We start from the raw sequence: 14,818 nt of genomic DNA, 5'->3' as shown, positions 1-14,818 counted from the left end.
GGTAGCAGGTTTTTTTCTGTCTATAGCCTTTAATTTCAGATTACTGCGTGTGTGTGTAATTGCAGGTTATACACTTATTTTCCGGGATGTATCGGAAGTCCCCTCGTGTAAATGTATTTTGTACACCTAGAACTAACCATATCGGATGAATCGAGGAAAATCGTTATTTTTTAGTGTATGTTTTACAATTAAAATGAAGCTCGAGCCTGTTTTGTAACTTTTAAGTACACTACATGCAATTAGTGCCCCATGCTCAGAATACTCCGTCCCGAATCAGCTCAGTTATAGCCCTCTGCCCGAATAAATCTCCGGGAATAATTGCATTTCTGCAGCTAAGGCTTGACTTTATCCCATTAGTTACTTAAAATCAAAAAATATATTAGTTTAAGTGTGAGTTCAAAAATGGCCAGTTTCAGCGGCCTTGAACAACCTTTATAAAGATTTGATGACGGGACGAGTAATTCAACCCCACAGCCCCAGAGAAGAATCCCAGACTATTTCGATGCGCAGGGTGAAGCAAGTTGCTGCTTACGCATCTGAATTAGCCGGCTGGAAGGATTCTGGTTGATGATTGAAGGAAGGACTTCCCCGAGAACTGGCGACGAAAAGCCTTCACACGTATAGTGCGCGAGGAGCTTAGTAGACGTGCGGCGCTTAACGGGCGTTAATCGTATGGAGCGAATATTTGTAGAAGCGAGCCTGTGTACATGTATGTAATGCATATGTCACGGATTCCTCGCATGTATTCGGAATGTGGGTGGTACCACGGGTGATATGAAAATAATATCTCTCGTCCCTGTTATTGTGATGACAGGGGCGGGATTTTTTTATTTTCAGGAAAATAGATAATGATGGAGGATAGCGACTATGGCTTTTCAGAAACCGACAGGTACGCAGGATTTATTGCCGGGCACGGTGGAAAAATGGCAGTTCATTGAAGAGAAGGCACGGGACTTGTGCCAGCGGTTTAACTATAGAGAGATCCGCACGCCGATCTTCGAACAGACCTCTCTTTTTGAACGCGGCGTTGGTGAGACGACGGATGTGGTCGAGAAGGAAATGTACACTTTTACCGATAAAGGGGATCGTAGCATGACGCTGCGGCCGGAAGGAACGGCTGGGGTAGTGCGATCTTATGTAGAGAATAAGCTGTACGGGGAGCCTGATGTTAGCAAGCTCTACTATATCGGGCCTATGTTCAGATACGAGCGTCCCCAGGCTGGACGGCAAAGACAGTTCCACCAATTCGGTGTGGAAGCGTTCGGAGCAACGGACCCGGCGATCGACGCCGAGGTGGTGGCGCTCGGTTATCAATTCTGCCGAGAGCTTGGTCTCCAAGACGTTAAGGTAGAGATTAACTCGGTAGGGAATGCGGAGAGCCGGGCTGCTTATCGCCAGACGCTGCTCGATTTTCTTACTCCGATGAAGGATACGCTGTGTAAGGATTGTCAATCCCGTATGGAACGCAATCCGCTGCGTGTACTCGACTGCAAGGTGGATCAGGATAAATTCGTGAATGCTCCGTCCATTCTGGACAGTCTGGATGAGGAGTGTACGGCGCATTTTGCCAAGGTGCGGGAGCTGCTCAGCGCGATGGATGTAGATTATGAAATTAACCATCGTCTAGTCCGCGGGCTTGACTACTATACGCATACGGCGTTTGAATATAAAGCTCAAGGAATCGGTGCGATCGATACGATTGGCGGTGGCGGACGCTACAACGGACTGGTGAGTGAAATTGGCGGACCGGATCAACCGGGTATCGGCATGGCGCTTGGTCTGGAGCGGATCGCTTTAATCCTGGAGAAGCAGGAAATCGGGATCAGCGGGGTCAGACCACTTGATATTTACCTTGTAGCGCTCGGTTCGTCGGCCGATACTGAGGTGACTATCCAGTTATCCAAGCTTCGTCAGGCAGGCCTATCTGCTGACCGTGACTATTTGGGACGCAAGATCAAGGCGCAGATGAAATCGGCTGACCGGATGCAGGCCAAGTATACGGCGATTCTCGGGGATGACGAGCTGGAGCGTGGAGAGATCGTGCTCAAAATGATGGAGACCGGTGAACAGCGGACGGTGAAGCTGAGTGATCTGGTAGATGAATTGAAGAAGTAATGATGAAGTGAACTAACTTTTTCTGAACAACCTCTATATAAAAAATGCAAAAATGCAAAGGAGATACTTATATTATGAAACGTACTCATCAATGTGGAACACTGAGTGCTGCAAACATTGGCGAAACAGTCACTCTTAATGGCTGGGTTCAGACCCGCCGTGACCTGGGCGGCGTGCTATTCATCGATCTTCGCGATCGCAGCGGCTTGGTACAAATCGTATTCAACCCTGCTTATTCCGGTGAAGCCCTGCAGGTTGCTGACAAGGTGCGCAGTGAATTTGTCCTTGCTGTCAGCGGTAAAGTCGTTCAGCGGGATGCGGAGACGATCAACCCGAACCTGCCGACAGGTGATATCGAAGTGCATATTACGGAAATTGAAGTATTAAATACAGCGAAGACGCCTCCTTTCTTCATCGAGGATGGGGTAGAGGTTGATGAATCCTTGCGCTTGAAATATCGTTATCTGGACCTGCGCCGTCCGGAGATGCAGAAGACGCTGTGGCTCCGCTCCAAGGCAGCCAAGGTATTCCGTGATTTCCTGGATGGGGAAGGCTTCATCGAGGTGGAGACTCCGATTCTGACGAAGAGCTCTCCAGAAGGGGCGCGTGATTATCTGGTTCCTAGCCGTGTGCATCCTGGTGAGTTTTTTGCCCTGCCGCAATCACCGCAGCTGTATAAGCAGCTCCTTATGGTAAGCGGCGTGGAGCGCTATTATCAAATCGCTCGCTGCTTCCGCGATGAAGACCTGCGTGCTGACCGCCAACCGGAATTCACCCAGGTGGACATTGAGACTTCATTCCTGTCCCGGGATGAACTGTTGGGAATGATGGAGAAACTGGTTGTCCGTCTGTTTAAAGAGACAAAGGGAATCGACATTGAAACTCCGTTCCAACGTCTGACTTATGCCGACGCTATGGGCAAATACGGCTCTGACAAGCCGGATCTTCGCTTCGGTCTGGAGCTTGTTGATGTTAGTGATATCGTCGCAACAAGCGGTGTGAAGGTGTTCTCCTCGGTCATCGAGAAGGGCGGAGAGGTTAAGATCCTGAATGCGAAGGGCTGTGGAACCTGGAGCCGTAAGGATATCGATGATCTCGGACCTTATGCGGCGCGTTATGGTGCTAAGGGTCTGGCTTGGGTTCAGGTGAAGGAAGGAACCTTCCGCGGACCGATCGTCAAATTCCTGAGCGAGCAAGAAATTGAGGCGTTGAAAGAACGGACCGGGGCTGAAGATGGGGATCTGCTGCTCTTCTCCGCAGACAATAAGAAGGTCGTTGCCGATGTACTCGGCGCACTCCGTCTGAAGATCGGACGCGATCTCGGCCTGATCGACGACAATGTATACAAATTCGCTTGGGTAGTAGACTTCCCACTGCTTGGCTGGGATGAAGACCAGAAACGTTATGTCGCAGAACACCATCCGTTCACCCGTCCACGGGATGAAGATCTGGAGCTGTTCGATACCGACCCGGGTAAGATCCTGGCGCAAGCGTATGACCTCGTATTGAACGGTTACGAAGTGGGCGGCGGCTCAATGCGTATTTACAAACGGGATGTACAAGAGAAAATGTTCAATGCGATCGGCTTGTCTCCGGAAGAAGCCAAGGACAAATTCGGCTATTTGATGGATGCGTTCGAATACGGAACTCCGCCACATGGTGGTATCGCCTTCGGCTTCGACCGCCTGGTTATGCTGCTGGCTGGCCGTTCCAATCTGCGTGAGACGATCGCCTTCCCTAAGACGGCGAGTGCGACCGATCTGCTGATGAATGCACCGTCCGAGGTGGATGCGCCTCAACTGGAACAGCTGCATATCAAGCTGGCAACCAAACCTCCAGTGGCAGCAAAATAAAAATAACAGCAGCTGCGGGATATCCCGCTGAGCCTGCTCTTGATGAAAAGGACCTTACCCCGCTACGTTGCGGAGGCGAGGTCCTTTTTGCTATGGCTGATTCCTCGAACTGCATGATGCATGTAGCGTGAACTGTTTCACATTTTGCAAGCTTGGGGAAACAACGGCTGTACAGTGAAACTAGCATCGAGCTTCAATGAACTCTAACGAAACGTGGTAACGCTATTCACGCCCAAAAGGGTCGCGAGAAAATGTAACGAAACAGGGTAACGCTGTTGGGTCCAAATCGTCCTTTATAACCTGGAATTAGCTCAAATAACGATATGGTGTTTCGTTAGATTCGAAAGGGCCTTGTTTTTGAGTAAATAGCGTTATAGCGTTTCGTTAGAAGTCTATAGTGTTACATACGTATGCCAAATAAGTAGAAAGCCTGCATATTTGCAGGAATGGGTGGCGTGAGGAAGGCCGTGAGCATGGTCATGAGGATGGTCAGGGGGGGCTTTGGTACATTTTATGTAAAACTTGACTATCATCTTGAGCAGAGCGGTATCGAGGTGTTATGATGACAAACGGGACAAACTTCTGTATATTTAAATACTGTTAATCTGCATACACAGGAATTGAATTTATCGTCAGAGCTAAATGGGAGGTATATATCATGCTTCATCAATTTTCACGAACTGAGCTGGCTATCGGGGCTGAAGGTCTGGATATTCTAAAGAAGAGCACGGTTGCGGTGCTGGGGATCGGCGGCGTAGGCTCGATGGCGGTGGAGGCTCTGGCCCGGACCGGAGTAGGCCGCATCATTCTGATCGATAAGGACGTTGTCGATATTACTAATATCAATCGGCAGATCCACGCGCTGACGACGACGATCGGCCAGAAAAAAGCCGATTTGATGTGCGAACGGATCAAATTAATCAATCCCGAGTGCGAAGCGATCGCTTTGAATATGTTTTACACGGAAGAAACGTATGAAGAGCTGTTCAAATATGATATCGATTATGTGCTCGATGCATCCGATACAATCATTTATAAAATCCATCTTATTCTCGAATGCCGCAAGAGAGGCATCCCGGTGCTATCGAGCATGGGGGCGGCGAACCGGATGGATCCTACGAAATTCCAGGTTGCCGACATTTCCAAGACGCATATGGACCCGATGGCAAGAGTGGTGCGCACGAAGCTGCGGGAGCTGGGAGTTAAAAAAGGGGTTAAGGTTGTCTTCTCAACAGAGCAGCCAGTGAAGCCACGGGCAGAGGTAACGAAGAAGATCGTGCCTGATAATGCACCGGAAATTCGCAAGGCGAAGCAGCCTCCTGCCAGCAATTCCTTCGTGCCTCCGGTAGTCGGCCTGATTATGGTCAGTGTGGCGGTGCGTGATTTGCTTGCCAAGGGGCAACAAGATTAATAACGACAACTGGACATTTTACTCAGAAGGAGACGCTTGAGTGGTATAAGCTCAAGTGTCTTTTTCATGTACGCGTAGTTTATTCGCTTTTTAGGGATGGTAGTGATATAATTGAATTCCTTTTGACTTCGACAAGGGAAAAATACACCATAAAATCTTAGGAGGTAACTGAAAGTGGATGATTTTCAAAGTGCCTATCAAGAGGAAGAGCAGCGGCTCGGTCACGCGTTGGCGAGTATTGATGCCCAACTGCAGCAGCTCAGGAGTATCCCGGTATATGTAGGGGATGACTTCACAGAGCAGACGCTTGAAGCCAGCCGAGAGGAGCGGCGCCGGAAGCTGGCGCAATCTGCGCAAGAGCCTTACTTCGGCCGATTGGATTTCGAGGAGACGGACAAGGAGCTCATGCCGCTCTATATCGGCAAGTTGGGCGTCAGTAATGTGGATGGCCAGCAGCCGCTAGTCATTGATTGGCGGGCGCCGATCGCCAGCTTGTTCTATTCCTTTACCGGAGGAAATTCGACCTCTTATGAGGCGCCGGAGGGCTTGATAGAAGGAAAAGTATCTCTGAAGCGAAATATCGTGATCCGCCAGAGGGAGCTAGAGCGGGTTGTTGATACTTTTAGCGAGCAGGCTGATACGCCGGTGGTGTCTGATGAGTTCCTGGTATATCGTCTTGGGGAGAACAAGGATAACCGGCTGCGCGACATCGTCTCGACGATTCAAGCAGAGCAGGATCAGATTATCCGGGCGATGAAGAATACCGCGCTGATCATTCAAGGGGTGGCTGGTAGTGGAAAGACGACGGTCGCTTTGCACAGGCTGGCCTATTTGCTGTATCAGTATAAGGAGCAGATTAGGGCGGAGCGGATGGTTATTTTTGCCCCGAATATGATGTTTATCGATTATATATCTGAGGTGCTGCCTGAGCTCGGAGTTGGCGATATTCAGCAATGTACCTTTGCCGATTGGGCGGCCAAGGTCATCGGATTGGAGACGGTTCCGTCAGACGGGTCTCTAGGGCTGAGGCGCTGGTTCGACGATGAAGCTCGCAATGCGGGGAGCCAGGCAGAGCCGATCTATCCAGGTAGATATAAAGGCTCTATCGAGTTCAAGGAGCTACTGGATGATTATTTATTGAGAATTGAGGCGGAGTGTGTTCCTCAGCTTGATTTTGAGCCATGGGATGGCAAGCGGCTATCGCGGAACGAAATCATGGAATGGTTCGAAGGGGAGTACAAATATTATCCGGTGGCCCGGCGCAAAGAGCGGGTATTGGCTCGAATTCACCGCTGGGTGGAAATGGAGCTGAAGAAGTCGCCTTCGGCGGCGGCATTGAAGGAGCGGAAGAAGAAGGCGCAGCAGCGCGAGAAGGCTTATGCGAAGAAGTGGCCTGATCTGGATTCGCTGCAATTGTACCGGAATTTGTTCCAGGTGAAGAAGAATGCTGATTTTGCGGTGGAGGATTTGCAGGCCCGCATACCGACAGCGGTCTGGAAGGAGACGAAGGACAGCCTGAAGAAGGGGAACGTGCAGGAAGAGGATCTTGCCGCACTATTATATCTCTATGCCGGAGCTAATGAACTGGATAGCAAGCTGACTTTTGACCATATCGTAATCGATGAGGCTCAGGATTTCAGTCCCTTTCAGGTAGCGGTGCTTGACCGGTTTGTGAGGGGGCATTCTTTTACTATATTGGGTGATCTGTCGCAAGGGATTCATTACTATAAAGGAATTCGAGAATGGCAGGAGATGCAATCCTTATTCGCTGAGGAAGAGACAGTCTATTACGCGCTGACAAGAAGCTATCGCTCCACAATGGAAATTATCGAATACGCTAATGAAGTGTTAAGACGAGGAGTAGGTACCGATTTACTGGCGGTTCCCGTATTCCGTAGCGGTGATCCTGTGCACTTGCTGCATGCGTCGGAAGAGAATAAGCTGGCGCTGATCAGGCAGGGCTTAACGAAGCTGCTGGAGGGACAATACCGTACAACGGCGATTCTGACGAGAACATTAGATGACGCGAAAATACTGCATGAGGCGCTTGCGGCCGAGGGCTTGTCGGTGAATCTGATCGATGGCGAAATGACGCAATATGCGGGAGGAATCTCGGTACTGCCCGTTTATTTATCCAAAGGGCTTGAATTCGATACGGTCATTGTTACAGATGTGGATGCCGAGCATTACCGGCCGCAGGATGCAAAATTGCTATATGTCGGATGCACGCGGGCGCTGCATGAATTGTGGCTGCTCTATGGAGATCATGCTCCAGACTATGTAGTTACAGAGGTATAAGGGGGGCGAAGTGATCTGCCTCCATAAATGAAAGACCGTCTGGACACAGATCAATGTGCTCAGGCGGTCTCTTTAATTTATTCATCATCTTCATTCGGTAACCGAGGCGACTTCCTTGAGGGAAGCGCGCATTTTACATAATATTTTACGGATGCTCTCGTCGGATAAATAGTAGTCCTCTGCTAAATCCTTGACAGAGCGTCCGGTACGGTAATGATAATAGATCTCTTCATTACGTTTGGCAATTTGTTTACGGGTTCCGCTGAGTTCTCCCCAATGCGCCTTCGCGCGTTCCGTTTTGGGGATGTAAAGCAGCTCTCCTTGTATATAATATTGGAGCTCCTTCAGCAGCCTAGGGGGAAGCACATCCTTCCCATTTTTGTAATTCACGGTCATGTTCCTCCTTGCATAGTAATTCGAATTTGAAATGCAGGTCAAGTAAAGTCAACATGGCACGTAGTCCCCCTTTCGGCAATTTTATTGGTCGTACATCACATCTATATTAGCATAGTCTGGATCAAACGGAAATAAGAGGATGGCTGTAAAGCCACCCTCGCTGTTAGTGTTTCCGCGTTACGCGGAAACCACCTCACTCACTGAAATCACTTCGATCAGCCTCCTTTCCCGTGATACGTCGGCCCGACATCTATATTAACTCATATATAGTCAGCATTTGGAAGCGAAAGAATGATTATAAATGTTTTTTACTTTCGGTGTGCTAGAATAGAAGGAGTGGCTGAACAATCTAGGAATACAGTTCTGTTACATTGTAGGGTGTATGGTGTATGGTGGAAATGAGCTGTATTCACATTATGAGTTAATTGATGTTATGCAACGATGGCTATTGAACTTGAAGTAAGGAAGTGAACGGTATGGATTTATTCACGTATAGCCAGGAACAGGAGCCGTCTGGCCGCTTGCTTGCGGACCGGATGCGCCCCTCTTCCCTGGATGAATATATTGGACAAGAGCATATCGTCGGCCCTGGTAAATTGCTGCGGCGGGCGATCGAAGCGGATCAAATCTCCTCGATTCTGCTGTATGGGCCGCCGGGCTGCGGCAAGACGACGCTGGCTCATATTATTTCTCATCATACTCAGGCGGAATTTGTACGGCTGAATGCGGTGGATGCTTCCGTTAAGGATGTGCGCGAAGTGATTGAGAAGGCGCAGAATGATAAGGCGTTCTACGGGACCAAAACAATTCTATTCCTGGACGAGGTGCATCGCTTCAATAGCTCCCGTCAGGATGCGCTCCTGCCGGCGGTGGAGAAAGGAACGATCATCTTCATCGGGGCGACGACGGAGAATCCGTTCCACTATGTGAACGGGGCTCTGATGAGCCGTTCGACGCTGTTCCAGCTTGAGCCGCTTAATAAGGAGCACTCCTTGCTGGCGATGCGCCGAGCGCTTGAGGATCGCGAGAAGGGGCTCGGCTTTATGAAGCTGCGTGTCGATGAAGAGGCGCTGGAGCATATCGCCACGATGGCGAACGGCGATATCCGCCGCGCCTTGAACGCGCTGGAGCTGGCGGCGCTGACGACACCGCCGCTGGAGGATGGCACGATCCATGTGACGCAGGAGGTAGCGGTGGAATCGATCCGCCGTCCGCTGGTTAAGGCGGATGAGTCCACGCAGTACGATGTCTTGTCTGCGTTTCACAAGAGTATCCGCGGCTCCAGCGATGCCGCGGTATTCTGGTTCCTGTATGCGGTCGAGAAGCTGGGCATGGACCCGATGACCTTCATCCGCCGTTTGATCGCGGCCAGCAGTGAGGATATCGGCTTGGCTAATCCCCAGGCGATGGTACAGGCGGTCAGCGCTCTTGCGGCCTACCGGAATAATGGCTGGCCTGAGGCCAGGCTGAACATTGTGCAGGCTATCCTGTTCGCGGTTGAGAGTCCGAAGTCGAATGCAGTAACGATGGCGATCGATAAGGCGTTGACGGCCATCAACGAGGTGAAGTCGGCGGAGGTGCCGCTCCATCTGCGGGATACGCATTATAAAGGCGCCGTCAAGCTGGGGCATGAGGGCTATAAGTACCCGCATGACTATCCGGGCCACTATGTGAAGCAGCAGTATCTGCCGGACAGCCTGTCAGGTCAGGTATTCTATGAAGCTACCGAGCAAGGCAATGAGATCAAGATTCGACATAATCAGGAGCTGCGGCGTAGGTCGTAGTGGATAACGGGAATCTCTGTTTTGCAAGCTAGTGGAGAGAGTGCTTGGATATGGATGCGGAATGTTCCGAACGGATAGGTACCATCGTTATCGACCTCACAAGCCTTCAATGATCAGGTGGTTGGTAAGTGTATGGATTTAAGAATACGAAACAGAACAGAGGCTGCTCTGAGATTGTGACGAAACAGGGTATCGCTATTTGAGTCAAAAGGTGACTTTTATAAATCTAACGAAACCAGGTATCGCTATTGGGGCAATTCAGGGGCGAAATGGTGAATTCTCAGCGAAATAGCGATAAGGTGTTTCGTTAGATTGGGATAGGTGCTGATTTCGTGGGAATAACGATATGGAGTTTCGTTAGAGCTCAGGAGACTTGTCGGTGCTTTCCAAAGCCTGCATAAATGCAGGAATTTGCTCAGAACCGGTGGTTTTGGACACAAAAGCCTGCAGAAATGCAGGTTTTCGGATTTACGCAAGTTGGGCAGGGCACCGGATGGCGCGGTATGGCATAGGAATGTGCGGTATATCGTGATATGATGCGGTATAGCGCGATGTGGGCGTTCTATTATGTCACGTTGGAGCATTAGAGATTATAAAAGGCAGATTCACCGTGTAGAGTGAATCTGCCTTTTTGCTTGGCTCAAGAATTTGCCGTAGCGACCTTCTTAGGAGCCTCAATCGTGCCGCCGCCGAGGCAAACCTCGCCGTGGTAGAAGACGACTGCTTGCCCTGGGGTAATGGCCTTCTGCGGCTGATCGAAGACAACGCGCACGGTGCCGTCCTCGTTCGGGATGATCGTTACGCCTTGATCAGGCTGGCGATAGCGGAACTTGGCTGTGCATTTGAACGGCTCCTGTGGCAGCTTGTCCTGGCCAGCGATCCAGTTGACGCCGGAAGCGGTCAATTCGGTCGAGTAGAGGCTTGGATGCTTGTCGCCTTGCACAACATACAGGATGTTGTGCTCCAGATCCTTCTCGGCGACGAACCAAGGCTCTCCAGTTCCTGAGCCGCCGATGCCGAGTCCCTGCCGTTGACCGAGCGTGTAGTACATCAGCCCGTCGTGCCGGCCTTTGACCTCGCCAGTGACGATATCGATCATCTCACCGGATTTGGCTGGCAGATAGTGGCTCAGGAACTCGCGGAAATTCCGCTCGCCGATGAAACATACGCCAGTGCTGTCCTTCTTCTTCGCCGTGTATAGTCCGGCTTCCTCAGCGATCCGCCGCACCTCGGGCTTCGGCAGATGGCCGATCGGGAACATCGCCTTGGACAGCTGCTCCTGATTCAGTGCATTCAGGAAGTAAGTCTGATCCTTGTTGCTATCGACACCTCTAAGCAGCTTATATCCGTCTGCTTCATTGACTACACGGGCATAATGGCCGGTAGCGACATAATCGGCGCCAAGATCGAGCGCTTTATGAAGGAACTCCCCGAACTTGATCTCACGATTACACATGACATCCGGATTTGGAGTGCGGCCGCGCTTATATTCTTCGAGAAAATAGGCAAAGACTTTATCGAAGTATTCTTTTTCGAAATTGACTGTATAGTAAGGGATATCGATCTGCTCGCAGACGCGCCGTACATCCTCTGCATCCTGCTCTGCGGTACAGACTCCGAATTCATCCGTGTCATCCCAATTCTTCATGAAAATTCCGATGACATCATAGCCCTGTTGCTTCAACAGCAGTGCGGTCACCGAGGAATCGACGCCGCCGGACATGCCAACTACGATGCGGGTCTCGCTATTTGGTTTAGACATTATGTGATCACTCCTTTTAGGCCAATATCAAGCCTGTTCATTATTGTAACATATACCCCGGCGCTGTATACGATCAGATTGCCTTAGCTAGCAACGTTGCACAAATTGTGCGATTTTAATGAGAGATTTATTTCCCAAAGCTATAAAGGATATGATACGATAAGCAGAGGTAAGTGATAGGAATAGAGAGTTATACTATTCTCTTCTTGATCAAGGTTCCATTATATAAAGATTATTTGAAAATTGAAAGAGGTGGCTTCTTTGAAGATTTCTACAAAGGGACGCTATGGCTTAACGATCATGATGGAGCTAGCAGCAAAATTCGGTGAAGGACCCACTTCCCTGAAGAGTATTGCCGAGAAAAATCAATTGTCCGAGCATTATTTAGAACAACTGATCGCTCCGCTCCGGAATGCTGGTTTAGTCAAAAGCGTGCGCGGCGCGTATGGCGGCTACATCTTGTCTCGCGACGCCTCCGAAATTACGGCCGGGGATATTATCCGCGTACTTGAAGGACCGATCTCACCGGTGGATTTCACGGAGGAGGATGATCCGGCCAAACGTGATCTGTGGCTTAGAATCCGTGATGGTATCGCTGAGGTGCTGGATTCTACGACCCTGGAGGATCTGATTACATTCGAAGAGCAAAGTACCGAAGAAAATTACATGTTTTACATTTAATTACATCGGAAGCTGCTATAAGTTCGAGTTCATTTGAACTACCGCTATAAGAGAAAATAATCAACAAAAATGACTCCATGCTCGGGGTCATTTTTGCATCGGTCGAGAAGCAAAGAGCTGCATTGCCGATCCACGGCAACGGTGCTATAGTATTCGGAGTTCTAAAGAGTTCTAACGTTCTCTAACGAAACTCCATATCGTTATTTTCGCGAAATCAGCACCCAATCAGATCTAACGAAACACCATATCGCTATTTGGGTAAAAAGCCATTATTTCGACCCTGAGTTGCCCCAATAGCGATACCCTGTTTCATTAGATTTCCCAATCGCTCTTTTTGACGCAAATAGCGATACGTAGTTTCGTTACTATATAGTGCAACCTTCTGTTTCGCGCTCCCACAGTCACAAATTTAGGAATAAGGTGATATTCATGAAAATGAACAATATATATATGGACCACGCGGCCTCGACTCCGATTCATCCGGAGGTGGCTGAAGTTATGATGAAAGTGATGACAGAGCAGTACGGGAATGCTTCCAGCATCCACTCCTTCGGGCGGGCAGCCAAAAGACTGATCAGCTCGGCGCGGGATCAGATCTCCGCTGTCATCGATTGCCGACCGGAAGAGCTGGTCTTCACCGGGGGCGGCACCGAGAGCGATAATCTGGCTCTATTTGGTATCGCAGCATCCCGCGCGCAGCAGGGGAAGCATATCATTACAACCACGGTCGAGCATCATGCAGTCCAGCATACATGCCAAAGGTTGGAAAAAGATGGGTATGAAGTCGCTTATTTACCGGTTGACCGTTATGGTAGAATTCATCCGGGACAAGTTGCCGAGGCGATCCGCCCGGACACGATTCTCGTCTCGGTTATGTATGCGAATAACGAAGTAGGCACGATTCAGCCGATTGCCGAGATCGGGCAGATCACGAGGGAGCGTGGCATCGCTTTTCACGTTGATGCTGTACAGGCGCTGGGAGCCATACCGATTCGCCTCAGCGAGCTTCCTGTCGATTTAATGAGCTTCTCATCCCATAAAATCAACGGCCCCCAAGGCGTAGGCGCTCTCTATGTGCAGCGCAATATCAAGCTGGAGCCGCTGCAATACGGCGGCCTGCAAGAGCGGACACGGCGTGCTGGCACTGAGAATATAGCCGGGATCGCCGGCTTCGCCAAAGCAGCTGAGCTAGTTAAGCGCGAATGGTCCGCGCGGACAAGCCGTGATGAAGAGCTGCGGAAGACAATGCTTGTGGAGCTTGACGAACAGATCGGCTCCAGCCGCTATCAAATCAACGGAGATCCTGAGCATCATCTGGCCCATATTCTGAACATCAGCTTCCCGGAATGCGATACAGAGACACTGCTGATGAATCTCGATATGGAGGGGATTGCTATCGCCAGCGGTTCGGCTTGTACCTCCGGCTCGCTAGAGCCTTCCCATGTACTTGAGGCCATGCATCTGGCACCTGAGCTTTTGCAATCGGCGGTTCGATTTAGCTTCGGCTTGGGCAATACTATAGAAGAAGTTAAAATTACTGCAAAAAAAATTGCAACCATTCTCGATCGTATCCGTAATAGAAAATATTAGTCGTATTCTATCCATGCAAAGGAGGGAGGATTAGGTTTTCTATGGTCGGTACGCGGGGATGTCCTGCTTAGGAGGACCGCATACTGTGAGACTGCAGCAATTAATAGGACTTGCCGTCTTTGATATAGAGAGTGGCAAGCGAGTCGGGAAGGTCCTTGATATCCTGCTGAACAAGGATTGGACAATCTCTGGCATTCAATTGGAGGGGAGAATGTTCTTTTCCCCGCATCTGAAGGCAGTCCTTTGGGATGATATCGTCGCCTATGGCGAAGATGCTGTGATGATCCGCAATCAACAGGCTATCCAGATTTGGGATGCCGAGAATATACAGCTTACCTTCTTATCAGGTAGCGGCAGAATTAAAGAGCTTCCTGTCCTGACAGCGGACGGATTTATGATAGGTTATGTCAGCGATGTTTATTTTGACCAAGAAATGGGAAATACAATTACAGGTGTTGAAATCAGTGACGGCTTCTTGGCGGATCTGATGGAAGGTCGTAAGAAGCTTCCTTATATTCCGGAAATGATGAAGGGTGAGAGTGCAATCATGGTACCAGCAAATAGTGAGCAGAGGCTCCTGGAGAACCATGAATTTAGTTAACGGATAGGATAGGTGATGTGTATGATGAAATGTCCAAATTGCAGTTCCAAGGATATTGGCAAGATCGGTTCACACCAATATTATTGCTGGGGCTGCTTCATCGAATTGACCGTGAACGGGGACAAAATGTCGGTCTACCAAGTGGAAGAGGATGGAACGCTGAGCTCCCTGGATGACTTGTTTTTCGGGGAAGAGTCCATGCAGGATTATTCCCAAATGCATCTTTCATAATTGAAGATTGATGGTCTGTTAGAAGCCTTTTCTCCCATGTGGAGGAAGGGCTTTTTGCATGAGTGGCGGTTATTTTCCCAAGCCTTCGCATATACT

Annotated in this window: 11 protein-coding genes; 9 read left to right on the top strand and 2 right to left on the bottom strand. The window is 49.8% G+C overall.

Going from position 1 to position 14,818, the window contains the following annotated elements; genetic code table 11:
* Positions 1 to 867: 867 nt before the first annotated feature.
* From hisS to BFJ94_RS13080, 4 genes are all read left to right on the top strand, one after another.
* Positions 868 to 2,115: a histidine--tRNA ligase gene (gene hisS / locus BFJ94_RS13095; RefSeq protein ID WP_120463068.1), complete on the top strand. Its 1,248-nt coding sequence runs from the start codon at positions 868 to 870 to the stop codon at positions 2,113 to 2,115.
* 74 nt (positions 2,116 to 2,189) lie between these two features.
* A complete protein-coding gene (gene aspS / locus BFJ94_RS13090) occupies positions 2,190 to 3,968 on the top strand; it encodes an aspartate--tRNA ligase (protein WP_120463067.1) in 1,779 nt (592 codons plus the stop codon).
* Positions 3,969 to 4,626: 658 nt separating this feature from the next.
* Positions 4,627 to 5,379 (top strand): tRNA threonylcarbamoyladenosine dehydratase, encoded by a 753-nt coding sequence (locus BFJ94_RS13085; protein ID WP_120463066.1) that lies wholly within the window; start codon positions 4,627 to 4,629, stop codon positions 5,377 to 5,379.
* 174 nt (positions 5,380 to 5,553) lie between these two features.
* Positions 5,554 to 7,677 carry a HelD family protein gene (locus tag BFJ94_RS13080; protein WP_120463065.1) on the top strand — a complete coding sequence of 708 codons (2,124 nt, stop codon included), beginning with the start codon at positions 5,554 to 5,556 and terminating at the stop codon, positions 7,675 to 7,677.
* Positions 7,678 to 7,767: 90 nt separating this feature from the next.
* Here the strand turns inward: BFJ94_RS13080 and BFJ94_RS13075 are convergent, their stop codons facing one another.
* Positions 7,768 to 8,067: a CD3324 family protein gene (locus BFJ94_RS13075; protein ID WP_120463064.1), complete on the bottom strand. Its 300-nt coding sequence runs from the start codon at positions 8,065 to 8,067 to the stop codon at positions 7,768 to 7,770.
* Positions 8,068 to 8,549: 482 nt separating this feature from the next.
* Here BFJ94_RS13075 and BFJ94_RS13070 point away from each other — a divergent pair, with 482 nt between their 5' ends.
* Positions 8,550 to 9,857 carry a replication-associated recombination protein A gene (locus BFJ94_RS13070; protein WP_120463063.1) on the top strand — a complete coding sequence of 436 codons (1,308 nt, stop codon included), beginning with the start codon at positions 8,550 to 8,552 and terminating at the stop codon, positions 9,855 to 9,857.
* A gap of 640 nt (positions 9,858 to 10,497) precedes the next feature.
* On the opposite strand, the gene mnmA is transcribed toward BFJ94_RS13070, so the two are convergent.
* On the bottom strand, positions 10,498 to 11,619 hold the full coding sequence (gene mnmA / locus BFJ94_RS13065) for a tRNA 2-thiouridine(34) synthase MnmA (RefSeq protein ID WP_120463062.1): 1,122 nt from the start codon (positions 11,617 to 11,619) through the stop codon (positions 10,498 to 10,500).
* Positions 11,620 to 11,880: 261 nt separating this feature from the next.
* Between mnmA and cymR the strand changes: the two genes are divergently transcribed.
* The 4 genes from cymR to BFJ94_RS13045 all read left to right on the top strand — a co-directional run bounded on the left by cymR (position 11,881) and on the right by BFJ94_RS13045 (position 14,722).
* Entirely contained in the window at positions 11,881 to 12,300 is a 420-nt protein-coding gene (gene cymR / locus BFJ94_RS13060; RefSeq protein WP_120463061.1) for a cysteine metabolism transcriptional regulator CymR, read from the top strand.
* A gap of 435 nt (positions 12,301 to 12,735) precedes the next feature.
* The gene (locus tag BFJ94_RS13055; RefSeq protein ID WP_120465227.1) at positions 12,736 to 13,890 is read left to right on the top strand and encodes a cysteine desulfurase family protein; all 1,155 of its coding nucleotides are present in this window, start codon (positions 12,736 to 12,738) and stop codon (positions 13,888 to 13,890) included.
* An 85-nt stretch (positions 13,891 to 13,975) separates the two neighbouring features.
* Entirely contained in the window at positions 13,976 to 14,491 is a 516-nt protein-coding gene (locus BFJ94_RS13050; RefSeq protein ID WP_120463060.1) for a PRC-barrel domain-containing protein, read from the top strand.
* Positions 14,492 to 14,515: 24 nt separating this feature from the next.
* Entirely contained in the window at positions 14,516 to 14,722 is a 207-nt protein-coding gene (locus tag BFJ94_RS13045; protein ID WP_188831389.1) for a YrzR-like zinc ribbon domain, read from the top strand.
* The last annotated feature ends 96 nt before the right edge of the window (positions 14,723 to 14,818 follow it).

The sequence above is a fragment of the Paenibacillus aceti genome (assembly GCF_003614185.1).
In the GTDB taxonomy this organism is placed as follows: Bacteria; Bacillota; Bacilli; order Paenibacillales; family Paenibacillaceae; genus Fontibacillus; species Fontibacillus aceti.
The sequence above is the reverse complement of the archived record's forward strand: the minus strand, read 5'-3'. Positions and strand labels throughout refer to the sequence as shown.

Excerpts from the sequence above, each read along its gene's own strand:
- BFJ94_RS13085 (WP_120463066.1), top strand. The coding sequence starts at position 4,627 with ATGCTTCATCAATTTTCACGAACTGAGCTGGCTATCGGGGCTGAAGGT.
- BFJ94_RS13070 (WP_120463063.1), top strand. The coding sequence starts at position 8,550 with ATGGATTTATTCACGTATAGCCAGGAACAGGAGCCGTCTGGCCGCTTG.
- aspS (WP_120463067.1), top strand. The coding sequence starts at position 2,190 with ATGAAACGTACTCATCAATGTGGAACACTGAGTGCTGCAAACATTGGC.
- BFJ94_RS13045 (WP_188831389.1), top strand. The coding sequence starts at position 14,516 with ATGAAATGTCCAAATTGCAGTTCCAAGGATATTGGCAAGATCGGTTCA.
- BFJ94_RS13055 (WP_120465227.1), top strand. The coding sequence starts at position 12,736 with ATGAACAATATATATATGGACCACGCGGCCTCGACTCCGATTCATCCG.
- mnmA (WP_120463062.1), bottom strand. The coding sequence starts at position 11,619 with ATGTCTAAACCAAATAGCGAGACCCGCATCGTAGTTGGCATGTCCGGC.
- hisS (WP_120463068.1), top strand. The coding sequence starts at position 868 with ATGGCTTTTCAGAAACCGACAGGTACGCAGGATTTATTGCCGGGCACG.